Here is a 24,954-nt window from a genome sequence, read left to right as displayed (position 1 = left end):
CCAACTGCTCCACCCCGCAATATATTTTTGAACAAAATTGCTTTTTTCTTTTGAAAAAACAAGATTATGATCCTTCCGAATTGGAGTACAAAGATATATTTTGTTTCTTTGTAATCCTAATAAAATTTAGAAAAATGTCACACAAAGCAGGATTCGTAAGTATCATCGGAAAGCCAAATGCTGGTAAGTCCACCCTAATGAACGCTTTAGTGGGTGAAAAAATGTCTATCATTACACCCAAAGCGCAAACGACAAGACACCGCATTATCGGTATTGTAAACGATGAAGACCATCAAATTGTGTTTTCGGACACCCCTGGTGTCATCAAACCAAACTATTCTTTACAAGAATCGATGATGAATTTTGTCCAAGGATCGTTGATCGATGCAGACATTATTTTATTTGTGACAGATATCCACGAAAAATACGATGAGAACGATGTTCTGGAGAAATTGCGTAAAACAAATTCCCCTGTTGCCGTGCTTATCAACAAAATTGATAAATCTTCGGAAGAAGAGGTCAAGGCTAAGATTGAATTTTGGCAGGAAAAATTAAATCCAGATACCGTTTTTGCAATTTCAGCAAAATTAAATCATAATGTCGCCGCCGTGATGCACTACATCAAGGACAAGTTACCGATTCACGAAGCCTATTATGAGAAAGATGAGCTAACGGATAAATCCATGCGTTTCTTCGTCTCTGAGATGATCCGTGAAAAAGTATTCAAACTATACGATAAGGAAATCCCCTACAGTACAGAGGTAATCGTCACATCATACAAAGAAGAAGCAAATATCACACGTATTGCTGCCGAAATTATTGTAGAGCGCGACTCTCAAAAAAATATTATCATCGGAAAAGCAGGTGCCATGATCAAAAAAGTCGGTACCTATGCCCGCCAGGATATTGAAGAGTTTATCGATGGAAAAGTATTCCTCGAACTTTTTGTTAAGGTGATTCCTGACTGGAGAAGTAAAAAGAACTACCTTAAACGTTTTGGTTACGATGATTAATTCGCTTTGAAAAGTTCGTACGGAGACCTTTTTTACCGACCTCGACTGCACGAACTATTCTTCTTTTAAATTTTTACGTTGCAAAATATTCACGAAGTGCTTTAATCTGTTTCAGATTAAGCACTTTTTTTAGTTCTTCATCGGAGGCTTCCTTCACTTTTTTTACCGATTTAAACTCGGTTAACACTTTCTCAACCGTTGTTTTTCCAATACCCGGAACATTTTCCAGCTCTGAAACGAAGGTTTTGCGGCTACGTTGATTTCTGTGGAAGGTGATTCCGAAACGGTGTGCTTCATCCCGGAGATGTTGAATGACCTTGAGGGTTTCAGACTTCTTATCCAGATAAAGTGGATATTGATCACCCGGATAGAATAGCTCCTCCAGTCTTTTGGCAATGCCGATGACCGTGACTTTCCGTTCTATCCCCAACAAGCGCAGACTCTTTAAGGCTGCGCCCAGCTGCCCCTTTCCCCCATCGATAATGATCAATTGCGGCAAAGGCTGATCTTCATCCAATAATCGCCTATAGCGTCTAAAAACAGCCTCCTCCATCGTGGCAAAATCATTGGGACCCTCCACGGTTTTCACATTAAAGTGGCGGTAATCTTTCTTCGAAGGTTTTGCATCCTTAAAGACAACAATAGCCGATACGGGATAATTCCCCTGAATATTCGAGTTATCGAAACATTCAATATGTTGCGGGAGCACATTCATGCGCAGATCTTTTTGCATCTGCTTTAAGATGCGCTCCGTCCGAATATCCGGATTAAGCTTTTCATATTGCAACAGACGCTCTTTTCTAAAAAATGCCACGTTCTTTTGGGAAAGTTCCAGCAATTTTTTCTTTTCGCCCAACTTCGGAATCGTAAATCGAATCCGTTCGTTCTCTTCAATATCCAATTCAAAAGGTACGATAATTTCCCGCGAGAGGCTTTTGAAGCGCTCCCGAATCTCCGGTATGGCCAAGGCCAAAAGCTCCTGTTCACTCTCGTCCAAACGCCTTTTCATTTCGAGGGTCTGTGTCTGAATAATAACACCATTCATGACTTTCAGGTAATTGACAAAAGCGTAACCCTCGTCTGAAGCAATACTAAATACATCCACATTGGTAATGGATGAGTTGACCACCGTCGACTTGCTCTGGTAGTTGTCCAGCTTATCCAACTTGGCCTTCATTAACTGTGCCCTTTCAAAATCCAAAGCCGCTGCTGCTGTACCAATACTTTCCTTTAAACGATTGGTCACCACAGCAATCTTTCCGTTCAGAATATCCTTGATATCACTCAGGTTCTGATCGTAGTCGTCTTCGGACTGATACCCTTCGCAGGGCCCCTTACAATTTCCAATTTGATATTCAAGACAGATCTTAAACTTGCCTTTCCGTATGTTTTCCTGTGTGAGAGCCAAATTGCAGGTACGGAGGGGAAATAGTTCACGGATCAGATCCAATACAATATGCATCATCCCCACCGAAGGATAGGGGCCATAATAACGAGACCCATCCTTGATATATTGTCTGGTCCAAAAAACCCGCGGAAAAGGTTCGTTCTTGATGACAATCCATGGATAGGTTTTATCATCCTTCAACAGAACATTATACTTGGGCTTGTGTTTCTTGATTAATGAATTCTCAAGCAACCAAGCATCAATCTCTGTATCAACTATAGTAAAAGATATACGGTTGATCTTGCGAACCAAAACACGGGTTTTGCCATTCAGCTGATTTTCATTCACGAAATACGAACCGACCCGATTACGCAGATCCTTCGCTTTACCGATATAGATCAGCTCACTATTTTTATCAAAATACTGATAGACTCCCGGTCGATGTGGTATCTTTTTTAATTCTTCTCTATAATCAAATACGTCCATTACGTTCCAATATCAAACATGTTCAGCAAAAAGGCCAGACAACAAATCTCGAAAAAATTTATTATCTGGCCCAATGGTAATCGTTAAAATAACTTAGAAACCTAAGCGATCATCTTTTAGTTTAGTTGCATCTTTACCGCTTGAATCCGTAGATCCATCTTCGACATCAGAGCCACCACCGCCCCAATACTGATTACAGTCAATGACACGGGTAAGCCCACCCTGCGGTTGCTCAAAATCGCCCTTGGTATACTTCAGATTTGAATCTTTATATACTTTCTGCATATAGTACGCAAATACAGGCATCGCTGCTGCGGCCCCCTGTCCGTACTCCATCCTGTCGAAACTAATACCTCGATCTTCTGCACCGGTCCAAACCCCTGTAACCAGTTCCGGTGTGATACCGATAAACCAGGCATCTGAGTTATCGTTGGTTGTACCTGTTTTACCACCAATTGGATTGGTGAGCTTATACATCCATTGAATACGTCTCGCCGTACCTTGGGATACCACCTTTTTCAACATATCAACAATAATATAAGCAGATTCACTATTTAAGGCTTTTACGACCTTTGGTGCTTTATCATAGATCGGTGTACCATTTTTATCTTCAATACGTAAGATCGCAGTTGGCTCAATCCAGGTTCCTTGATTCACAAATGCCGAATAAGCACCCACCATATCAAAGACCGACGCTTCATAAGCACCTAATGAGATCGAAGGATAATTAGGCACATCACTTGTTATACCCATCCGTTTAGTCAATGCGGCCACTTCTGCAGCACCAACTTCGTGTACCAAATAGGCCGTCGCATAGTTTTGCGAATAAGCCAATGCCTTCGCTAAAGTAATCGGGTTCCCACCTTGTGCATTTCCTCTTGGCGTCCACCCATTATAGGTTTGTTGGTAATTGGGAATACTGTAACATGGTGAATAACCGTTGTCAATCGCCACCGCGTACGTAAATGGTTTCGCCGTCGATCCGACTTGACGTGTACCCATTTTTACCTGATCATATTTGAAGTGGTCAAAATCAATACCACCAACCCAAGCTTTGATGTGTCCGGTCTTCGGCTCCATAGACATCATCGCATTGCGCAACATGAGTTTATTGTACTTAATGGAATCCATTGGCGTCATCATCGTATCAACACTTCCCTTCCACGTAAAAATATTCATCGGAACCTTTACATTGAAAGCCTTTTTGATTGCGTCTTCATTCAAGCCCTCTTCTTTCAAAATACGGTAACGGTCAGAGCGCTTCATTCCACTCATGAGCAGTTTGGCTTTGTCGCCTTTAAAAGGATCCCTATTTTTCCATTGTGCGGAAAATTTAGACTGCAATTGCTTCATCCATTCTTTTTGCGAATCCTCTGCATATTGCTGCATCGACATATTGATCGTCGTATAGATTTTCAATCCATCACGATCGAGGTCATACGGCGTACCATCTGGTTTGGTGATGGACAATTTTGCGAATTCTTTTTTGATTTCATCCTTTAATACCGCTCTAAAATAGGGTGCCAAACCTTCACCGTAATTTGCAATCTTCAGTTCTAAACCAAGTGGTTTCTCCTTCGCTTTGGTAGCCTCCTCTGCCGAAATAAAATTAGCGGCAACCATATTGTTCAATACTGTATTACGGCGCGTACGTGATTTTTCGGGGTACCGCACAGGAGAATATGCTCCCGGGCCTTTAAGCATTCCTACCAAAAGGGCTGCTTGTTCCGCCGTCAGTTTATCCGGAGTCGTATTGAAATAAGTCCGCGCAGCGGATTTGATTCCGTAGGTATTATAAGCACCAAAGTCTACCGTATTAAAATACATGGTAATAATCTCATCTTTGGTATAATTTCTTTCCAAACGAACAGCGGTAATCCATTCCTGAAATTTTTGGATGACACGCTTTAGAAAATTCTTTTGCCGTCCATCCGAAAATAGATTCAGAGCCAGCTGTTGTGTAATGGTACTTCCCCCCTGTTTGTTACCGGTCAAGGTGTGAAAGATAACTGTAAATGTCCGTGAGTAGTCTATCCCGGAGTGATCATAAAAGCGTTTATCCTCTGTAGAAACCAATGCTTTGACCAAATAAGGCGACAATTCACTATACTTTACATTGGAACGGTTTTGGACATAATACGTTCCCAATACCTTATGATCTTCCGTGATAACTTCAGACGCTAAATTACTTTTGGGGTTTTCCAAATCACTGAAGGAGGGTAATTTTCCAAATAGGCCAAGACGTATACTCAATATAAAGAGAAAACCTATCGCGACAATCCCGACGATAATTTTCCAAAAATTGAACGTATACCGCTTGACATCAGCCTCAGTAAGTTGATTTTTTTTTGATACTCGTTTCATCTATTTACTAAATTTCAGACGTAAATATTATTCATTGTAAAGACCGCAATGCAGAGACCATTTTTCCAACCGCAGTTGCATTTTGCAAACTTGGATAGGGCATCATTTTGATCTTTAAAGACTTCAATTAAGACATTAATGCACACTCTATCAGATAGTGTGCCAAGAATCCCTACTTTGGCAAAGGTATTACTAATTGGGCCAAAAGCAAGAATTTAAACGTGAAAATATTGTGGCGAACTACGCGCGTTCAATCAAGCAAACCGCATAGGCAACCACCCCTTCCTGACGACCGATAAATCCCATCGTTTCATTTGTTGTTGCTTTAATAGAGATGTCATCGATATCCAAACCCGTTGCTTCAGCCAGTTTAACCTTCATTTGTGGAATATAGGGTTTGATCTTAGGAGCTTCGAGACACAGCATCGCATCAATATTGCCAAGCGTATATCCCTTCGCAGCAATCAGCGCCATACATTCTTTTAACAACAATAAGCTACTAATGCCTTTCCAGCGCATATCTGTATTTGGAAAGTGGTAGCCAATATCTTCTAAATTGGCAGCGCCCAAAATGGCATCACATATCGCATGGACCAACACATCGGCATCAGAATGCCCAAAGGCACCAGCATGATGCTCCAATTGCACTCCACCAACAATAAATGGATGACCTTCTTTCATCTGATGGACATCAAATCCAAATCCTACCTTAATTTTCATGACACGAATTATATACAATAAAATACAGCCAATGTATGCTATTTGATAACCTAACCTATGAGGTATAGATCAAAACCGATTCATCTTCGCGGAAATCTCCTGGTATGAATAGCTAAAATCATTGACAGATTACTGCGAAGATAGCAATTCGCAGCTATATTTATTGCGACAAAAGGTTTCTGGCAGGTAGCGCAACGAAAATCATTGAAATAACGGTTCGACCAGAAGAAAAAGAGTCGCATAAAAAAAAGGCTATCCTTGAGAATAGCCTTTTTCTATATTATTGTCTGTTTGTTTTTCGAAACGCTTCGAAAGGTAAAGCTTAAGCTTCTACTTCTTCTGGCGCAAACTGATCATATACTTCTCCAAAAGCATCGTAGTCCTGATCGCCATTAGGCTCAAAAACCTGAATATCTTTTGATCGAGCAAAATCAACTATTTCCGTGTTGACATTTTCGTCAGCGACAACCACCATATCGGTAAAATGCAAAGCACCTTTGTAGATCGCCTCATAACTACCATCGCCGTACACCTGCGCATCCGCAGCCTTAAAGGAGCCCTCGGGCGCCATTTCAGCATACTTTGTACCTAATGTACCTTTAAATTCTTCATTGAACAAAGAGTACATCACTTTTGCATCCTTGAATGTAGGATCGTCTTTATACGTTGTCTTCACGTAAGCCGGTACCAAAGCAGAGAACCATCCATGACAGTGTACTACATCAGGGGACCAACCTAATTTCTTCACAGTTTCCAATGCTCCTTTACAGAAGAACACCGAACGCTCATTATTGTCTGCAAAGAATTCGCCATGCTCATCACTAAAAACTTTTTTACGCTGAAAGTAGTCTTCATTATCCAAGAAATATACCTGCATACGGGCCGCAGGTAATGAAGCAACTTTAATAATTAGCGGATTATCATTATTATCCACAACAATGTTCAAGCCTGAAAGACGAATAACCTCATGTAATCTATTTCGACGCTCATTGATATTCCCAAAACGCGGCATTAAGATCCGGATCTCAAAACCCTTTTCTTGCATCGCTTGCGGAAGTTGACGTGTAATTTCAGAAATTTTAGTTAATTCGAGGAAAGGCGACATCTCGTGAGTAATAAACAATATCTTCGTTTTTGCCATCTCCAGTTATTTTTATTTATTATTTTCGAACAGTAAAATCGGTCTACAAAGGTACGAAAAAAATACTTACTATGCAATTTACTATTAATCATCGTTTTATATTCCCAAAATATTATGCACCTTTGCCAACAAAAAACTAAATAGCAAAGTGGAAATTTTCAAAACGAAAGCATCTCTCCAAGCATACCTGCAAGAAGCCCGATCAACAGGTCAAAAAATCGCCCTAATCCCTACGATGGGCGCTTTACATGAAGGACATTTATCCCTATTAAATTATGCAAAACCGATCAGTGATATTCGTGTTTGCAGCATTTTTGTAAACCCCACACAATTTAACGATCCGAAAGATCTCGAAAAATATCCACGGCCCATTGAAAACGACATCAGATTACTGGAATCCGTTGATTGCGACATTCTTTTCTTACCAAGTGTTGATGAGATGTACCCCGATAAAAATGAGGCCTGGCATCTCGATCTTGGCGAACTGGACCAAATTTGGGAAGGTGAAAGACGCCCCGGCCATTTCCAAGGAGTCACGCAGGTGGTCTATAAATTATTTACATTGGTACAACCGGATATTGCTTGTTTCGGGCAGAAAGATTTTCAGCAGGTCATGGTTATTAAACGCATGATAGCCATGAAGGATCTCGCGATTCAATTGGCGATATGTCCTATCATTAGAGACCAAGACGGCCTAGCACTGAGCTCTAGAAACGCGCGCTTAAGTGAAGCTGGAAAAAGAACAGCTTTGGCACTCTCCCGTTCTCTGCAATTCGTAAAAGATCATATACATGACCCTATCCCACTAGCGGAAATAAAAGACAAAGCCCTGCAGATTTTAACAGACACCGATGGGCTTAGCGTTGAATACTTTGCGCTATGTGAAAGTTCAACGTTAAAAGAAGTCAACCACATCGATTTCAGCAAGCAGCATGTCGCACTTGTCACTGGCTGGGTTGAAGGTGTCCGTTTGATTGATAATATGATTCTGAATAATTTGTCAAATTAATTGACAAATCTTTCAAATTCAGCAGAAAGCCCTACCTTTGCGCCATGGTAATAGAAGTAATGAAATCCAAGATTCACCGCGTTAAAGTCACACAAGCGGAATTGAATTATGTGGGTAGTATCACAATAGATGAAGATTTGATGGATGCCGCAAATATCATCGCTAACGAGAAAGTTCAAATCGTAAACAACAATAATGGAGCCCGTCTTGAAACATACGTCATCCCAGGTCAACGTGGATCAGGTATTATCTGTTTGAATGGTGCTGCGGCTCGCCTGGTTCAAGTTGGCGATATCGTCATCATTATTTCCTACGCGAACATGGACTTTGAAGAAGCTAAGCAGTTTAAACCTTCCGTTGTATTTCCAGACGACAACAATCATCTGATTAAATAATCAGGAAGCAAGTTAAGCTTAGCACATAGAAACTTTATAATTTTTTAATGAGTGGATCACGAATACTCACAAAATAAAATCGTATTTTTGAAGCGTTACCCTAAAAAGTAGCGCTTTTTTATGTACCGAAAAACAACAAAATCCCCACGTCAGCTTATCGCATTATGCCAATTGGTATTAATGTCGCTGATTATTATTTCGGGTGTTGTTTTTATGCACAAGGAGGTAAAATCAACCGGTGAAATTGTCATGCACACCCACCCTTATGATTTTACAAAAAAACAAAAGCCGCAAGAAACAGATGACCAGATCGAATACCTCAATGTCATCTATCACAATACCTACGTACAAACCGAATTTACCGTCCTTGAACTTCCTATTCCGCGTGAAGTAAAAGAAGAGCATTATAATTCATTTTGTCCGGAGGCGATCACCACAACGATCGATCATTACCACTTACGTGGTCCCCCCAGCTTAGCATAAACCAAAAATCAAAGATTTCGAGGGCCTGTCCCTAGTTCCATAACGATCAAACGAACTTGGTGCAAACAAGTAAGAGATTACGTATGTGCTAAATCGCTTGGCTCCAGAACGACAGCATGAAATACCGCTATCAATATATCATCTTTGATCCCATTTTTATTTGCCTCTTCTTTGAGAATTGTCCCTGTTACAATAGCGAACTTTCGCTGAATACTGTTACGATGGTTTCAGTGAGCTCATCGGCATACATTACCTTGTCGGAAACAAGCTATTACCCTGCTTCCGATAAGACGCAATGCCTTGAACGCCGTTCATAACGAGGAACAGATCATGTTATACGAGGCCTGTATTTTTAAAATTTTCATAAAATTACGATGCTAAAGCAATACACTTTACTGGCCACATTACTGGTTGGTACATCCACTATATACGCCCAATCAAAACTTGAAGGCTACTTATTCAACAAAAACCATGAGGCGGTTCCCTCTGGTACACTGACTTTAAAAAACAGCAAGCTCGCAACTACATCCGATCCAAACGGGTACTTTAAGCTATCCGCCATACCAACGCAAAAAGTAACCTTAAATATATCGGCAGTGGGCTATCGCTCCTTCAGCAAAGTCATCTCTTTAGACACGTTGAAGTCGCCTTTGCAAATTCAACTGGAAGAAGACAACCTCAATTTGGATGAGGTCGTTGTTTCGGCTACACGCTATGGCGTCAAACGTAAGGACGCCCCCGTGGTTGTCAATGTCATAGGGCCTAAATTATTTAATGCAACACAATCTGTTGCCATGTCGGAAACATTGAATTATCAGCCGGGTGTACGGGTAGAAAACAATTGCCAGAATTGCGGCTTTTCACAAGTCCGCCTGAATGGCCTCGAAGGCCCCTATTCACAAATATTGATCAACAGTAGGGCGGTATTTTCCGCATTAAATATCGTGTATGGATTGGATCAGATTCCAACAAGTATGATCGATCGTATTGAGGTTGTGCGCAGTGGTGGTTCGGCATTATTTGGTGCCAATGCGATCGCTGGAACAATCAATATTATTACAAAAGATCCGGTAGAAAACGACTGGCAAGTAAAATCCACCAACTCACTCATTGGCGGCAAAAGCTGGGATAATACAGTGGATTTTAATACCTCCACCGTTTCGGAAGACCTCAAAAGAGGAGCCACATTCTACGGTATGCACCGTAATCGGGAAGCTTACGATGCGAATGGTGATGGTTTTTCGGAAATAACCAAACTTCGTAACACCACGTTCGGCACAAAATTATTTTACAAGCCGAGTGACCTGGATAAGATAACGGTGGACTTTAGCACCGTGAACGAGTTCCGCCGCGGTGGTGATCAACTCGATAAAGTACCGCACCTGACGCAGATCACCGAGCAGTTGGAAACCAGTTCGCTTGTTGGCGGAATCACATACGATCACTATTCCACAGATTATAAGCAAAAAATGTCGTTGTATGGCTCTATACAGAAAACTGTTCGCGACAGCTACTATGGCGGTCTTGGGGGCGGAACAACCCTTGCGGACAGCACATTAGCAGCAAATGCCTATGGAAAAACGAATGATATTGCGCTAGTTGCCGGGGGACAATATACCTACAACTTTGAAAGAGATGTATTTACTGCCGGAGTGGAGTTTTCATACAACAATACCCAGGATGAAATACCAGGTTATAAACGAACCATTGATCAGCAGAACAAAGGACTAGGCAGTTATGCCCAATACGAATGGAAGCCTTTAAGCAATTTTAAAACGTTAATCGGAGCGCGATATGATTACACCTATGTTGACGGTAAATATAGTCTTGCAGGTATAAACCGAAACTCGGATCAGCGCTTCGGCACCTTTAGCCCACGGTTGACCATCTTATACGATATCACAAAAGACCTTCAATTTAGAGGCGGCTATGCACGTGGCTTCCGCGCACCACAAGCATTTAATGAAGACATGCACGTCACTTCCATTGGCGGAAACCAAGTATTTGTATTGATCGGTGAAAATCTGAAAACAGAATACTCCAATGCGTATACAGGTTCTTTTAGCTACAATAAAAATTTCGGAAATGTACAAACCAGTTTGCTCGTGGAGGGATTTTACACGGATCTAAATAATCAGTTTGTCAACGTCATGGCGTCTGAAAAAGACGGATTGATTATCCAGGAAATGCAAAATGGTGAAGGGGCCCGGGTGTATGGTTCTAATATTGAAATCAATATCGCGCCATCCTCCTGGTTTTCTATCCAAACCGGCGGGACGATCCAGCGCTCACGTTACAAGAAAGACCAAATCATCTATACAGGAAAAGAAGATGGGCAGGATATCCTCACCAAAAAATATGTCCGTACGCCCAACATTTATGGTTATTTGAATAGCAACCTGAAAGCAACCAAACAATTTGCGATCGATCTGACTGGAGTATATACGGGAAAAATGATTGTTCCACACATTCAAAATGATGTGATGACCCTTAAAAATGCCCGGGACTTTGTGGAATTAAATCTCCGCCTAGGGTATACCTTTCCAATACATAAAGATTTCAGCATTGAAATTTTTGGGGGTGTACAAAACATGTTCAATGCTTTTCAGAAGGACTTTGACAAGGGAGCGCTACGTGATTCAGATTATATCTACGGTCCAACACGCCCTCGAACTTATACATTTGGCCTTCGTGTTGGTCATTTTCATTAACATGGATTTGGGATATGAAGCATTTCCAAAAAATATATGTGCTCTTAATCCTATTCTTTTATCCGCTCTGTTCTCAAGGACAGGAGCGGATAAATTGGATTGATTTTGCACAACTGGATTCACTCCTGAATGTTTCTCCGCGCGAAACGCTCCTCTTTATTCATACGGATTGGTGTAGCTATTGCCGGAAAATGGAACAGGAAATCTTTACAAAAAAGGAGATTGTCCAATTAATCAACAAGCGCTACTACGCCGTTCATTTAGATGCAGAATCTATCGATGAGATTGCTTTTGATCGAAGCATATGGAAGCCCTTAAAGAAAAGAAAAAAAACAGGACAATTCCATCCTTTAGCTTTGCAATTGCTACAAGGGAGAAAAATGATTTTCCCAACTCTCCTACGTTTTGACAGTGAATTTCGGCTAAAAAACATACAACAAAAATACTTGAACTCAAAGGAGTTAGCTATTTTTTTAGAATAATTTAACATTTACGTGTAGCGAACTCCATTATTCCTGCGTTTTGGATTTTATAATTAATACACACTTTAAGAAATTATGAAAAATATCACGAAATTATTAATGGCGTTTTTGTGTCTGGGGGTTCTTTTTACGGCTTGTAATAAAGATAATATCGATTATGATGCATTGAATAGACAACAAATAGAAGCTGCTAGAAAAGAAAAAGCACGCAGGGATTCCCTATTAAGAATACAAGCACCTCTTTTAGAGCAATACGCCAAAACCAAATGGAAAGAAAATGCACGGTTTTCCGACTCTACAGGAATCTGGTACAAAGTAGAGCTTGCAACAGATAACTCAACACCATATAGTTATACAGGAAGTATCGGCTATTATGGTCCACAAGCAAACGCGTGGTCTGCAACCTTAAACTTCAAAGGCGAACTGATGGATGGAACTGTGTTCGACAAAAATACAGATGGTGTTCCTAAAGTTTATGACGACATTCGCGTTGCCATAAAAACTTATGGCCAAGCATGGGTGCAAGCATTTATTCCTACCATTATTAATATCCAAGGTCAAGATGTAAGATTTGAAGGTTTATTACAAAAAGGATTGCAAAAAGGAGACAAAATAAGCTTTATTGCTCCTTCTTACTATTCTTTTGATCAAGTAGAATATACAACAGGAAGCGAAAAGGTAACTGTTCCTAAAAATACACCAGTAGTATACACCATCGACCTAAAAGCTGTTGGTGCTGTTAAATAAAAAATAAAAACAATGCATTCATCGAAGCCGTTCTCCTAGTGAGAATGGCTTTTTTGTAAGTAGACGTTCAGAAGTGTAAATTACTGTATCAAAATGTTAATTGTTATAGCGAAAACCTTTAACGAAGAAAAAATAATATACATTTGCAAAGCTACTTTCATAAAGAAAATAGCTTTTCCTTGAAAAACCAATAAAAAATATAATGAAAAAACTGTTATCACCACTATTCATGGGAATTGCAGCAATCGCTTTCCTTATTATCAGCTGTAACAAAAGCGACGATGCGCCGGTTTATGATGCGAATGCACAATTTAAAACGGATTCTGTAACACTTAAAAATTACGTCAGCCAAAATTACCCTGATGCACAATACAACAGCGAAACAGGAATTTGGTATGAAATTCTTGCCGAAGGAACAGGGAACTATGAATATAAAGTGGTTGACACATTAAATGGCAAATACTTAAAATTTAAACCGACTGTAAAATACGTTGGAAAATTATTGAGTGGAAGTGTATTTGATCAAACTGATACTGCCAAAGAATTTGAAATCATCACAAACACGGGGTATCAGTATCCATTTTACAGCACTATTATTCCTGCTTGGACCTTCGCATTTGCTCCGCAAAAAATCGGTGACATGAAATTAGGCGGCTTAACAGAAAAAGGTCTACAAAAGGGCAGTAAAATTCACATCATGGCTCCTTCCCTTTATGGATACCAAAACCAGGCTGTGGGAACTATTCCGGCAAACTCGCCATTGGATTTTGTAATTGAAGTAACGGATATCAAATAATTATCGCTTCTCTTGAAGCAACAAAGCATAAAAGCTCCTAAAATGATGTCATTTTAGGAGCTTTTTAGTTCTATGAGGTTTTCAACGATTAATGTGTTTATTGGGCGATAGTTTTATATGCTAGCAAAATTATCCAAAAACGTAAAAGGAAGATAGATCTTAAAACTGATATATTTTCATATCAACTTATACCTAATAACAATTTTCAATCGCTTTTTAAACAGTGATCAGTCATTGATCATTCAGTCTACACTGAGCAATCACTGAACAAGCACTGAACGATCACTGAACAAGCACTGTCAAAAGAGTTAATTTGATCACTATCTGATCCTAATTTGCCGCTAAAAAAATAAAAGAGAAAAAAGGGTAGAAGCTATACTTACGTAACAAAAAGATCGCTGTTGTGCGACAATAGTATGATCCATAAACAACACCTTAAATTAATTAAACAAAGAAGGAAATTGAAACACCACTTGAAACAGGTGTCTAGAAAAAATAAAAGCTCGAAGTGGGGAACTCCGAGCTTTACCTAACCAATTATTAACCTAAATTATGAAAAGTTCTTTATATATTATTTTTAAATATCTTTCGTTTCTTTTGATATACCAAAGGTACTACAGATCTGCTTTCATGTCAAGAAATTTAACAGCATTTAACGTTGTTAAAATTATGTTAAAACAATTTAGCACATTCAATATCGTCACGCGTTGTAAAAAACATACATCTACAACGATAGCAGCTCAACAGATCGACTCAACATGGACTCACTGTGCATTCATTCCATTTACAGCCCATAGCTGGTAATACGATGCCCCTCAATTGATCGGAAGATAATTTAGCGCTTTTATTCGACCAAGGGCGGTCTGAGTATCAAAAAAAAGAAATAAATTTGTGAGAAGATCCGACATCAATTGGTATCTTATTTAGTTAGACGATTAATAGCATATGAAAATAGCTTTAGCACAATTGAATTACCATATCGGTAATTTTGAAGCAAATACTAAAAAAATAATTAGCGCGATCCAACAGGCCAAAGAAGCAACGGCCGATCTTATTATTTTCGCCGAACTCGCGATTGGTGGTTATCCTGCCAAGGATCTTTTGCGAAGTAAGGCCTTTAAACGTCAATGCGATGAAGCTATTCATCAAATCGCTGCTCATTGTCAGGATATCGCCTGTATCATCGGAGCCCCCGTCAAAAACAGTGATCCTGAGGGCAAAGAGCTTTATAATACCGCTGTATTTATTGAGCATGGGGAAGTCCGAAACATTGTTAAAAAAGGCCTTTTGCCCGATTATGATGTATTTGATGAATATCGTTATTTTGAGCCCAGCAGACGTTTTGATTGTATCGAGTTGAACGGCGTAAAAATCGCCTTAACCATATGTGAAGATTTGTGGGATGATGACGAAGGGGGCAATTCTTACGTTGGAGACCCCATGGCAGAGTTGAGAAAAGAAAATCCAGACCTCCTCATCAATATTGCGGCATCCCCTTTTTCCTATACCCATTTTGATGAACGGATCAAGGTCCTCAGCCAACAGGTAAAAAAGTCTGGCAGACCGCTAATTTATGTCAATCAAATTGGCGCTCACATGGATATTATCTTTGACGGCCGCTCAATCGCCCTGAATAATGAAGGAACAAAAATTGCTGAACTAAAAAGCTTTGAAGAAGATCTTCAATTTGTCACCTATCATCAACAAAATATAACCTCCACCACAGCATCTTCGAAAGAGTCTATTGCTGAGATGGCTCTTATACATGATGCATTGATCCTCGGGCTACGTGATTATTTTCAAAAATCTGGTTTCAAGAAGGCGGTTTTAGGTTTGTCCGGTGGGCTAGATTCGGCCTTAGTTGCTGCTTTGGCCTGCGAGGCCCTGGGTGCCGATAATGTATTAGCCATACTGATGCCATCGGTCTACTCTTCCGACCATTCGATAAAAGATGCGATGGATCTTGTCAACAATACCGGTTGCAAACATTATATCGTTCCGATCAAAGATATTGCCAATGCCTTCGAACATAGTTTAGCTCCTCTTTTTGAAGGGCTGCAGCCAGATACGACTGAAGAGAATATTCAAGCGCGCGCACGTGCGGTAATTCTGATGGCCGCTTCCAATAAATTCGGCAATATTTTACTCAATACATCCAACAAAAGTGAGGCTGCTGTAGGATATGGTACACTCTATGGTGATATGGCAGGTTCCATCTCTGTAATCGGTGATGTTTACAAATCCAAAGCCTATGATTTAGCGCGCTATATCAATCGAGAAAGGGAGATCATTCCAGTCAATACCATTGAAAAAGCGCCTTCTGCGGAACTTCGGCCAGATCAAAAAGATTCGGACTCGCTGCCGGAATACGATCTATTGGATCAAATCCTCTTTGAACTCATCGAAAATGAGAAAGCGGGATCTGAGGTTGTAGCAATGGGCTTTGAAAAATCGTTAGTAGAAAGGGTATGTAAATTGGTTAATAATGCGGAATTCAAACGTTTTCAAGCTCCTCCCATCCTGCGTATTAGTCCAAAAGCTTTTGGTCCAGGAAGGCAGATTCCGTTGGTGGCAAAATATCCCTATTAATTTTACAATTCGGATTAAACCATATTTATAGTTTTTTGTCTAAAGTAATAGATTGTAAAATCAAAAAGGATGGCAGCATCCCAGACGATAAAAAAACAATTGCCATAAAGACCGTCAACTGTACTATTTTTTACAATTGAAAGGTATGCGGATAAAGAATAAGAACAAATTAGTTAAATTAATATAAGTTCCATATAGGCCATGAACCATCATGAGTGTGGTTGTCCAATGCAGCGACAGAATACTCATGGTAGATTCATCACAGTTGATAAATAAATTACTACGATGAAAAAGATTCTATTATTTTTGGTGCTTTGCGTTGCACTCGCATCATGTTCGTCTTATCAATACAATACCACTCGGGTAGAAAAGATGGATTTTACTCCTTTCAAGACGTATGCTTGGTTACCTCCGGTAGACTCGCTTTCGAAGTCTTATTTTGACAACGATATCGCCAAAGCTAATATCCTGGATGCCGCGAATACTGCGCTGGAGGCAAAGGGCCTACAATATTCTAAAGATAATCCTGATTTACTATTTCGGTATATTACCATTGTCAACAATAAAAGCCGTTTGATCTATGGCGGCGGCGGTTATTACGGATGGGGTGGCCCTTGGGGTTGGTACCGTCCATGGTTTTCACCTTATTACTATGGCGGCGGCTATTACCCAGTTGCAAAAGAACGCTATCGTTACGGCCATTTGATTATCGAAGCCATCGATCGTAAAACAAACGCAGTGATTTGGCAGGCTCGTGGTTCTGGCGATGTTGATAACCCCGAAAAAGCAATTAATAACATCAGCAAGGTTGCAAAAGGTGTTATTGACCTGTTTCCTGTAAAAACTATAAAGAAATAAGAATAAAGGAGCTGCTTCTTTGATTATTGCATCATAATACGCAAAGAACTAGAAAATATTTATCAAAAAAACAGGCTAATCAGCGCGATTAGCCTGTTTTTTTTGCCTATACAGAAGGCCTAAGTTTTAAATAGAATGGGACTTCAACACGATCCTTGGATTTACTTCGGATCAATTCGGCAGCCAATCGCCCCATCATTTCAAAATCGGTCGATATCGTCGTAATACCATTCAATATAAATTTTTTCAATGGTGTTTCATTATAGGATATAACCCCAACATCCATCCCGATGACTAACTTTTTCTGTATAATCTTATTCAGTAACTTAACGAGATCATCTTCAATAATGTTGATGTAGCAAGTCCCCTTTACAACCTTTTCACGATGGAGGTCGGCAACCAATTCGTGATCAAATGCATATTGCTGACAGAATTTATAAAATCCTTTAATAATAGCTTTTGGAAAATCGCTATGATCTGGAAAGACCAATTTGAGCATCTGATATTTACTTAATGACTCGTTAGCCTCCTCCAGGGCACTATAGATATCCTGTTCATAATTTTCATAAACAGCTGGAAATTCACCCGGTACATCCTCAATAAAGCGACCCAATAACATGAGTTTTTCTGCCGGAATTTTTCGGATGATATCCGGAGCTTTATCCCGTCCTTCTTTGAAATGCGGAAATAGCACGTAATGATCATACGTCTTGGTCAAACTTCCAAGCAACGTATTCAGATAAGAAAGATCCGAGTTGTATACAAATAAATCCAAATTGGCATAATCACCCAACTCACGCGCAAAGGAGTCATAGACAATTTTTTTATGTGTGCTGAGCTTATTTAAAAAGAGCGCGATCTTTACCTTGGACTGCACATCTATTTTATTGATATAATAACCTTTCCCCGGATTAGATGCGATAATTTCCTGCTGTTTTAGATAACGGTATGCTTTCTCCACCGTATCGCGTGAAATATCAAGATAACCGCTCAGCTCGTTAATAGAAGGCAACATATCATCTTTCGATAAAATTTCATTTTTAACGGCATCAACAATTGTATTGGCTAACTGCAGATACTTGGGCGTAGCAGAAAAGTCACTTATTTCAAGTATTTTTAAAAATTGAGCTATTGCATTGGTCATATTCATAGCTTGAACATCTACATGGTAAATACGCTAAAAACTTTATACGTTACAACTGGTCTTATTTCCTCTCGGAGAATACATACTAAGATACTTTATATAAATCAAAAAATAGGAATGATGTTGCTTTAACTATCCTGCCCTTACCTGCACGAAAAAAATAGCCGTTATAATTAACTGAAATACGAAATCTGTACTTTTGGTTATTAATTCAGTAACAGCGTATAAACCTAATTATTATGAGCAGCGCAACTATTGTCGTTTTAGGCAGTTCAAACACGGATATGGTGGTCAAGGCAGCACATCTTCCTGCACCAGGAGAAACTATTTTAGGTGGTCAATTTTTTATGGTGCCCGGTGGCAAAGGAGCCAATCAGGCGGTTGCTGCGGCGCGGTCCCGTAGTGCAGTCGCCTTTATCGCTAAAGTCGGCACAGATGTCTTCGGCCAGCAGGCTATTGCGCATTACCAGCAAGAAGGCATTCAGATCGACACCATCTTTCGGGACGAAGAAAATCCTTCGGGCATAGCCCTTATCTCCGTGGATGCGAAGGGAGAGAATTGTATCCTCGTCGCACCGGGAGCCAATGCAACACTGACAACCAAGGAACTTCAATCGGTTAAGCATACGATCATTTCCGGCAAAGTATTACTTATGCAGCTTGAAATTCCACTAGAAACCATCGAACAGGCCATTGACATTGCTGTACAGCATGATACCAAAATTATACTCAACACGGCCCCAGCGCAGGCCCTGCCAGATAAAATACTCCAACAAGTTGATATCCTCGTGCTTAATATAGCTGAAGCACAATTTTATATCGGCATGACGATTGAAAACTGGGAAGAGGCCGCCCTAGCGGCAGACTATTTATATCAAAAATGCCCGGGTATAATCATTATTACCCTAGGTGCTAAAGGTTCACTGCTCAAGGAAAAGGATAACTATATTCAGATTCCGGCGGAAGAAGTCAAGGCAGTGGACAGTACCGCCGCAGGCGATACGTTCTGTGGCGTCCTTGCCGCGTGTGTTGCCAAGGAAATGCGGATCGTCGATGCAGTCAAACTAGCTTCCAAAGCTGCAGCAATCTCTGTTACCCGCATGGGAGCGCAGACGTCCATTCCTTTTTGGCAAGAATACAACATCTTATAACCTGAAAATCAATTATTAACCTTATTTACATGATCATGTCTCTTCGTCTAATTTTAGCAGCTACAGCATTGCTGCTGTTTACCTCGATTCAGCATTCCAAAGCACAGCTGATTACCGCAGCGGCCAATCCAAAAGTCGACTATGTTGTGCCCTCTCGCTACGACCTTGAAATCCCTCAAATAGATCTGATCAGCGGCTATTTGGGTAATCGCTATCAGCTTAATCTCGAAAAAAGACTGCTTCAGGTAGATGAAGAAGGTTTATTAGCCGGGTTTGAAAACCGTCCGGGAAAACAACGATGGATCGGTGAGCATATTGGAAAATATCTTGAGGCCGCAGCAAACACCTGGCTTGTCACCAAAGATCCTCGATTGAAACAACAGATGGATCGCATGTTTCATCGCCTGCTCGAAACACAGGATACAGATGGATATCTGGGCACTTACCTGGCTGAAAACCGTTGGACCTCCTGGGATGTCTGGGTGCATAAATATGATCTCTTTGGATTGCTTGCTTACTATGGCGCCGTTGGAGATACCAAGGCATTGAAAGCAGCTGTACAAATTGGCGACCTACTTTGCAGCACTTTCGGCGATACCCCCGGAAAAAAAAATATTCTGAAATCAGGATCGCATGTCGGCATGGCCGCAACTTCCGTCATTGACCCGATGCTAGATCTATACCGATGGACTGGCGACAAAAAATATCTTGAATTTTGCCGTTACATCATTCGCGCATATGACTTTGAAGGTGGTCCAGCTATTGTTAACTCCATTTTAAAGCATAAACGCGTCGATAAAGTAGCTAATGCCAAAGCCTATGAGATGCTTTCAAATATCGTCGGACTGGTCAAGATGTACCGTCTGACTGGGGATAGTCAATTACTTCAGGTCATCAATTACACCTTCGATGATATCAGCGCCAACAGATTATTTGCAACAGGTACATCCAGTGATCATGAGCGATTTCAGGACAACCATTACCTCCTAGCCGACACCTCGGCCCACATGGGGGAAGGCTGTGTCACCACGACTTGGCTTCAATTCAATACACAGCTTTTTTCAATTACTGGCGATCTAAAATATTATAATGAAATTGAAAAAACGATCTACAACCACCTACTCGGTGCCGAAAATCCGCAGACTGGCTGTGTAAGTTACTATACGCCTCTTATTGGCGAAAAACCCTACCGCTGTAATATCACCTGCTGCCTGAGCAGCGTTCCACGAGGAATAGCACTTATTCCCTACTTGAATTTTGGTATGCTCAACAATATCCCGACATTATTGCTATATGAACCGGCACAGATCAAAGAGAATATCAAGACTTCATCCCAAAAGACTATACCGTTGGAACTTACCCTAACAAGTGAATTTCCAAGAAAGGGAACCGCGACTGTACAAGTTCATATTCCAGGCTCAGCACAATTTCCACTTCAATTGCGCGTTCCGGAATGGGCTAAAAACTATACCGCAACAGTCAATGGCAAAAGCTATAAATCTGGTCCCGATCATTTTCTAAAAATCGAGCGCCAATGGAAAGACAAGGATAAAATCGTCGTTTCTTTTGATATAGAAACAGAAATTATCAATGGTGGGAAAACTTATCCCAATAGCTTTACATTAAAAAGGGGACCGCAGATCTTTGCCCTTGATCAATCACTGAATCCGCAGCTCCAGCTGGATAAAACAAAATTTGTTTATCCGCTTCAAGACAATATCAAACTGACCGATGCACAGGACAAGCTACCGAAAGGCTGGGTTGGAACATTGGCTTATGCCACCGAGATCAAAACCGCCGACAATGGGCAGCAGTCGCTGGTATTTGTGCCTTATGCCGATGCCAGTCAAACTGGAGGTTTTTCGACACTCTGGGTTCCTGCTATAAGTCGATAATGGTACCCTTTCTCAAATATTAACAGACTCAACAAGAAGACATGTTTATTGTAACAAGCTATACCCAATCCATCATCTTCTGCATCATTACGATGATCTGCTGGGGTTCTTGGGCAAATACCCAAAAACTAGCCAACAAAAGCTGGCGCTATGAACTTTTCTACTGGGATTATGTGCTCGGCATTTTTCTCCTTTCTTTACTGTTTGCCTTTACACTAGGCAGTCATGGCGAGCTCGGCAGACCGTTTGTCGCCGACCTGCAACAAGCAGAGGGCAGCAATATTTGCAATGCCTTACTTGGTGGGATTATATTCAATGCTGCCAATATCCTACTTTCATCGGCGATCTCCCTGGCAGGTATGGCTGTTGCATTTCCGGTTGGTATCGGTACGGCATTGATTTTAGGAGTCCTTATCAACTATATTGCAGCAATGCAAGGTAATCCATCCCTCCTATTTGCTGGAGTAGCCTGTATCGCGGTAGCCATTGTTATCAATGCTTTTGCCTATAAAAGAATGATGAAAAATCAGCAGAAACTTTCCTCGAAAGGAATTTTTCTTAGCCTGCTCGCAGGGCTGTTGATGTCGTTATTTTATCGATTTATAGCATCCGCCATGGACCTGAATAATTTTGAGTCGCCAGCAATCGGAAAAATGACGCCCTATACGGCAGTATTTATATTTTCATGCGGTATCTTATTGAGCAATTTTATTTTCAACACCTTACTCATGAAAAGGCCACTAGCGGGACCACCTCTTCGTTATAGCGATTATTTTAAAGGTAATTTCAGTGTACACCTTGTCGGTATTCTCGGCGGTATCATTTGGGGAATAGGCAATTCCCTTAATCTAATTGCTGCGGGTAAAGCCGGGCCAGCAATATCCTATGGATTAGGTCAGGGTGCAACTTTGGTTGCTGCCTTATGGGGTGTGTTTATCTGGCGCGAATTCAAAGGCGCCAGCAAACAGACCATGCTGTGGCTCGGATTTATGTTTTGCTTATTTATTCTCGGATTGCTGCTGCTCATTGAAGCAGGGAAATAATCCATTTATATTCATCCTACTATGCAAAAAATCAACAAATTTCTTTTCCTAACCTTGCTTTTATTCTGTGCCATAAACAGTAAAGGGCAAACCGAAAAATTAGACATACAGATTAATACAGCGTACGACAACTGGCTCGCAAAACCCGGCGATCAAGTTAGTTTTGATATTCAGGTCAATGCGGGGGGGCAAGCTTTCCATAGCGATAGTGTGTATTACGAAATAGGTCCCGAAATGGTCAGCCCTTTTGTCAGTGCACAGATACCGTCCTTTCAGGGGCATTTTAAAAGTGCTCCTTTCACACTGAAGAAACCAGGCTTTCTGCGTTGTACTGTTATTGTGACTAAAAACGGAAAGCAGACCAAAAAGCTATGCACAATCGGATTTTCACCCGAAAAAATCATTGCTACACAACAAAATCCGGTGGATTTTAATTCGTTCTGGGATAAGGCGATCAAAGTACTTCAGGCTGTTCCCATCGAGGCCAGCAAAACTTTGCTTCCTGACAAAAGTACTGTAGAGGTCGACGTCTATCGTGTATCATTTAACAACGTTGGAAATAGCAAAATATATGGTATTTTAAGCATGCCTTCAGATCCGGGAAAATATCCAGCTGTATTGCGTGTGCCCGGTGCTGGCGTTCGCCCTTATGGCCCTGAGATTGAATTGGCCGCCAAAGGAATGATAGTCTTAAGCATTGGCATACATGGCATTCCGGTTGACCTAGACTCCGCGATCTACAAAAACCTAGCTGCAGGTGCTTTGAAGGCATATTATAACTATAATCTGCAGGATAAAGATCAGTTTTATTATAAGCGTGTCTACTTAGGTTGTCTGCGAGCCAACGACTACCTCACTTCACTACCTGAATGGGATGGAAAAAACCTCGTTGTTATGGGTGGTAGTCAGGGCGGTGCGCTGAGTATCGCAACCACAGCATTGGATAAACGTGTGACCGCAGTTGCGGCACTCTATCCTGCGCTGTCGGACGTGACGGGCTACCTGCATCAACGTGCTGGTGGATGGCCCCATTATTTTGCTCCAGCAAATTACAGTGCATTAAAAGGCATCCGTGATATCGAAACAACGTTATCGTATTACGATGTGGTCAACTTTGCCAAACGCATTACAGTACCGGGATTCTATTCCTGGGGATTCAACGATGTGATTTGCCCTCCTACTTCGATGTACGCTAGCTACAATGGCATCACCGCACCCAAAACATTGCATATCTACAAGGAAACAGGACATTGGACCCATCCGGATCAAAAAACCGAATGGTTCAACTGGATAAAACAGCAAACGGAAAAATAGATCTATTATTGAGGGCCAATGTTGTCTATCGGAATCTGTTGTTCTAGGGCTTTCGTCCCTAGAACAACTTGGAGATCCTTTAAATTCATTATCTGAAAATCCCGACGGAAATCCGGCAGAAAACCTTCCTTGTTACTTTGATCCCAGGCAAGCCATTTTCTTTTACCTTTTAGAATGTACTTACAATTGTAAAACCGATTATCCTGAAATACATTTCCTGTAGGTTTTCCATTTCGGCTAAACTGCAATGCCAATTCGGGATAGGACTCGCGATAAGGGCTTATCAGATAATTGACACCCACCAAACGGTCATAGAACAAGTGCCCCGATCGGTACACATTCAAGTTTTTAAGCCAGTTTTCCAACCGATTGTCCACACGTACCGCCCATCTTCCGGCACCTACAAATAGGTTATTCACATACCAATTATCCGAGCCCCCGCCAATAAATGCCGATCGCTCACCAGCATTGACGAAAATATTACCGAATACTTTGGTACCACTTGATGCATCATCGTGATATATGCCAGAAGTCCTTAATGTTTTCGGAATATTTGCAAGTAGATTATATTGTATCAGATTGTGCCGCTCTGAAGGATCCCGTCCGATATAAATCGCTCCCTGATCATCAACTTCCTGTGCAACCTTGTGAATGTAATTATATTCAATTTTATGCTCATTGCCATGAATGAGAATAGCCATACTCGGCAAATCTGATATCTCACAATTTTTGACGGTATTGCCCACGCCATAAAGTGCTATCGCCGGTCGATAGGACCGCTCCAAACGGTTCAGATCAAAAAAGATACAGTCCTCAATTCGATTATTCCCTTTCGTCAATTTGCTACGGTCTCCACCCGACAACGAAACCCCGCCGGCTCCTAGATGTGAAAAATGACAATGGCGAATGACATTCTGTTCACCTCCTTTCTGATCAAATGTCGGATGACTATACAGGTGCTGATGTAGATCTCCAATACTGTTGTCAAGCGCTTCTCCCGTACCTTCGTGCTGCAAACGCTCAAAAGGTTTTATTCCATACCCAACAGCAACGCCCAGGCTACCCAAATTGCTAAACCTACACGCATCAATCTCGACGGCATAGGTATCCCGCAGGTAAACCCCCATTCCTCTGGATTCTTCAAACTCAATACCCCTAATCTGTGTATGCTGCGTACCGATCAGACTAAAAAATGGTTCTTCCAAGACAGAATAGCTCAATGTCTT

General features: G+C 41.0%; 20 protein-coding genes. 14 read left to right on the top strand and 6 right to left on the bottom strand.

The genetic code is table 11. From position 1 onward, the window contains the following. Positions 1-134: 134 nt before the first annotated feature. Positions 135-1,013, top strand: a complete 879-nt coding sequence (gene era, locus B2X72_RS17360; RefSeq protein WP_070570335.1) for a GTPase Era — start codon at positions 135-137, stop codon at positions 1,011-1,013. A gap of 73 nt (positions 1,014-1,086) precedes the next feature. Here the strand turns inward: era and uvrC are convergent, their stop codons facing one another. The 4 genes from uvrC to B2X72_RS17340 form a co-directional block, all read right to left on the bottom strand. Continuing rightward, positions 1,087-2,886 (bottom strand): excinuclease ABC subunit UvrC, encoded by a 1,800-nt coding sequence (gene uvrC, locus B2X72_RS17355; protein WP_115046553.1) that lies wholly within the window; start codon positions 2,884-2,886, stop codon positions 1,087-1,089. A gap of 93 nt (positions 2,887-2,979) precedes the next feature. Beyond that, a complete protein-coding gene (locus tag B2X72_RS17350) occupies positions 2,980-5,250 on the bottom strand; it encodes a penicillin-binding protein 1A (RefSeq protein ID WP_112374936.1) in 2,271 nt (756 codons plus the stop codon). A gap of 240 nt (positions 5,251-5,490) precedes the next feature. Continuing rightward, positions 5,491-5,970, bottom strand: a complete 480-nt coding sequence (ispF, locus tag B2X72_RS17345) for a 2-C-methyl-D-erythritol 2,4-cyclodiphosphate synthase (protein ID WP_070570337.1) — start codon at positions 5,968-5,970, stop codon at positions 5,491-5,493. A 322-nt stretch (positions 5,971-6,292) separates the two neighbouring features. Beyond that, complete coding sequence (locus B2X72_RS17340; RefSeq protein ID WP_070570107.1) at positions 6,293-7,111, bottom strand: glycogen/starch synthase; 819 nt, start codon at positions 7,109-7,111, stop codon at positions 6,293-6,295. A 148-nt stretch (positions 7,112-7,259) separates the two neighbouring features. Here B2X72_RS17340 and panC point away from each other — a divergent pair, with 148 nt between their 5' ends. The 9 genes from panC to B2X72_RS17295 all read left to right on the top strand — a co-directional run bounded on the left by panC (position 7,260) and on the right by B2X72_RS17295 (position 17,181). After that, positions 7,260-8,120: a pantoate--beta-alanine ligase gene (panC, locus tag B2X72_RS17335; protein ID WP_112374937.1), complete on the top strand. Its 861-nt coding sequence runs from the start codon at positions 7,260-7,262 to the stop codon at positions 8,118-8,120. 44 nt (positions 8,121-8,164) lie between these two features. Then, a complete protein-coding gene (panD, locus tag B2X72_RS17330; protein WP_070570112.1) occupies positions 8,165-8,515 on the top strand; it encodes an aspartate 1-decarboxylase in 351 nt (116 codons plus the stop codon). Positions 8,516-8,635: 120 nt separating this feature from the next. Beyond that, positions 8,636-8,998, top strand: coding sequence for a hypothetical protein (locus tag B2X72_RS17325; RefSeq protein ID WP_070570114.1), 363 nt, complete (start codon positions 8,636-8,638; stop codon positions 8,996-8,998). A 374-nt stretch (positions 8,999-9,372) separates the two neighbouring features. Next, positions 9,373-11,709, top strand: coding sequence for a TonB-dependent receptor (locus tag B2X72_RS17320; RefSeq protein ID WP_112374938.1), 2,337 nt, complete (start codon positions 9,373-9,375; stop codon positions 11,707-11,709). Between the two features lie 14 nt (positions 11,710-11,723). Next, positions 11,724-12,191 carry a thioredoxin family protein gene (locus B2X72_RS17315; protein ID WP_112374939.1) on the top strand — a complete coding sequence of 156 codons (468 nt, stop codon included), beginning with the start codon at positions 11,724-11,726 and terminating at the stop codon, positions 12,189-12,191. A gap of 75 nt (positions 12,192-12,266) precedes the next feature. Then, complete coding sequence (locus tag B2X72_RS17310) at positions 12,267-12,938, top strand: hypothetical protein (RefSeq protein ID WP_088163058.1); 672 nt, start codon at positions 12,267-12,269, stop codon at positions 12,936-12,938. Positions 12,939-13,140: 202 nt separating this feature from the next. Further along, on the top strand, positions 13,141-13,734 hold the full coding sequence (locus B2X72_RS17305) for an FKBP-type peptidyl-prolyl cis-trans isomerase (protein WP_088163059.1): 594 nt from the start codon (positions 13,141-13,143) through the stop codon (positions 13,732-13,734). 945 nt (positions 13,735-14,679) lie between these two features. Further along, entirely contained in the window at positions 14,680-16,323 is a 1,644-nt protein-coding gene (locus B2X72_RS17300; protein ID WP_286850870.1) for an NAD+ synthase, read from the top strand. A gap of 285 nt (positions 16,324-16,608) precedes the next feature. Next, positions 16,609-17,181, top strand: coding sequence for a DUF4136 domain-containing protein (locus tag B2X72_RS17295; RefSeq protein WP_046672038.1), 573 nt, complete (start codon positions 16,609-16,611; stop codon positions 17,179-17,181). A gap of 106 nt (positions 17,182-17,287) precedes the next feature. On the opposite strand, the gene B2X72_RS17290 is transcribed toward B2X72_RS17295, so the two are convergent. Beyond that, positions 17,288-18,331, bottom strand: a complete 1,044-nt coding sequence (locus B2X72_RS17290) for a GntR family transcriptional regulator (RefSeq protein WP_312352209.1) — start codon at positions 18,329-18,331, stop codon at positions 17,288-17,290. 233 nt (positions 18,332-18,564) lie between these two features. On the opposite strand from B2X72_RS17290, the gene rbsK reads away from it, so the two are divergent. Genes rbsK through B2X72_RS17270 form a run of 4 tightly spaced genes read left to right on the top strand, consistent with a single transcriptional unit; the run spans position 18,565 to position 23,728 of the window. Continuing rightward, the gene (gene rbsK, locus B2X72_RS17285) at positions 18,565-19,476 is read left to right on the top strand and encodes a ribokinase (protein WP_286850869.1); all 912 of its coding nucleotides are present in this window, start codon (positions 18,565-18,567) and stop codon (positions 19,474-19,476) included. Positions 19,477-19,505: 29 nt separating this feature from the next. After that, positions 19,506-21,371, top strand: a complete 1,866-nt coding sequence (locus B2X72_RS17280) for a beta-L-arabinofuranosidase domain-containing protein (protein ID WP_286850867.1) — start codon at positions 19,506-19,508, stop codon at positions 21,369-21,371. A 41-nt stretch (positions 21,372-21,412) separates the two neighbouring features. Beyond that, positions 21,413-22,414, top strand: coding sequence for a GRP family sugar transporter (locus B2X72_RS17275; protein ID WP_286850865.1), 1,002 nt, complete (start codon positions 21,413-21,415; stop codon positions 22,412-22,414). Between the two features lie 21 nt (positions 22,415-22,435). Beyond that, positions 22,436-23,728, top strand: coding sequence for an acetylxylan esterase (locus tag B2X72_RS17270; RefSeq protein ID WP_286850863.1), 1,293 nt, complete (start codon positions 22,436-22,438; stop codon positions 23,726-23,728). A 5-nt stretch (positions 23,729-23,733) separates the two neighbouring features. Here B2X72_RS17270 and B2X72_RS17265 read toward each other — a convergent pair. After that, on the bottom strand, positions 23,734-24,954 hold a 1,221-nt coding region (locus tag B2X72_RS17265; RefSeq protein ID WP_286850861.1), incomplete at its 5' end, for a right-handed parallel beta-helix repeat-containing protein.

This window comes from Sphingobacterium sp. UBA7253, from assembly GCF_002472745.1.
In the GTDB taxonomy this organism is placed as follows: domain Bacteria; phylum Bacteroidota; class Bacteroidia; order Sphingobacteriales; family Sphingobacteriaceae; genus Sphingobacterium; species Sphingobacterium siyangense.
Note: the sequence above shows the minus strand (reverse complement) of the source record. Positions and strands in the feature narration are given on the sequence as shown.

Coding starts and splice junctions, on each gene's coding strand:
- era (WP_070570335.1), top strand. CDS start 135: ATGTCACACAAAGCAGGATTCGTAAGTATCATCGGAAAGCCAAATGCT.
- uvrC (WP_115046553.1), bottom strand. CDS start 2,886: ATGGACGTATTTGATTATAGAGAAGAATTAAAAAAGATACCACATCGA.
- B2X72_RS17350 (WP_112374936.1), bottom strand. CDS start 5,250: ATGAAACGAGTATCAAAAAAAAATCAACTTACTGAGGCTGATGTCAAG.
- ispF (WP_070570337.1), bottom strand. CDS start 5,970: ATGAAAATTAAGGTAGGATTTGGATTTGATGTCCATCAGATGAAAGAA.
- B2X72_RS17340 (WP_070570107.1), bottom strand. CDS start 7,111: ATGGCAAAAACGAAGATATTGTTTATTACTCACGAGATGTCGCCTTTC.
- panD (WP_070570112.1), top strand. CDS start 8,165: ATGGTAATAGAAGTAATGAAATCCAAGATTCACCGCGTTAAAGTCACA.
- B2X72_RS17325 (WP_070570114.1), top strand. CDS start 8,636: ATGTACCGAAAAACAACAAAATCCCCACGTCAGCTTATCGCATTATGC.
- B2X72_RS17320 (WP_112374938.1), top strand. CDS start 9,373: ATGCTAAAGCAATACACTTTACTGGCCACATTACTGGTTGGTACATCC.
- B2X72_RS17315 (WP_112374939.1), top strand. CDS start 11,724: ATGAAGCATTTCCAAAAAATATATGTGCTCTTAATCCTATTCTTTTAT.
- B2X72_RS17310 (WP_088163058.1), top strand. CDS start 12,267: ATGAAAAATATCACGAAATTATTAATGGCGTTTTTGTGTCTGGGGGTT.
- B2X72_RS17305 (WP_088163059.1), top strand. CDS start 13,141: ATGAAAAAACTGTTATCACCACTATTCATGGGAATTGCAGCAATCGCT.
- B2X72_RS17300 (WP_286850870.1), top strand. CDS start 14,680: ATGAAAATAGCTTTAGCACAATTGAATTACCATATCGGTAATTTTGAA.
- B2X72_RS17295 (WP_046672038.1), top strand. CDS start 16,609: ATGAAAAAGATTCTATTATTTTTGGTGCTTTGCGTTGCACTCGCATCA.
- B2X72_RS17290 (WP_312352209.1), bottom strand. CDS start 18,331: ATGAATATGACCAATGCAATAGCTCAATTTTTAAAAATACTTGAAATA.
- rbsK (WP_286850869.1), top strand. CDS start 18,565: ATGAGCAGCGCAACTATTGTCGTTTTAGGCAGTTCAAACACGGATATG.
- B2X72_RS17280 (WP_286850867.1), top strand. CDS start 19,506: ATGATCATGTCTCTTCGTCTAATTTTAGCAGCTACAGCATTGCTGCTG.
- B2X72_RS17275 (WP_286850865.1), top strand. CDS start 21,413: ATGTTTATTGTAACAAGCTATACCCAATCCATCATCTTCTGCATCATT.
- B2X72_RS17270 (WP_286850863.1), top strand. CDS start 22,436: ATGCAAAAAATCAACAAATTTCTTTTCCTAACCTTGCTTTTATTCTGT.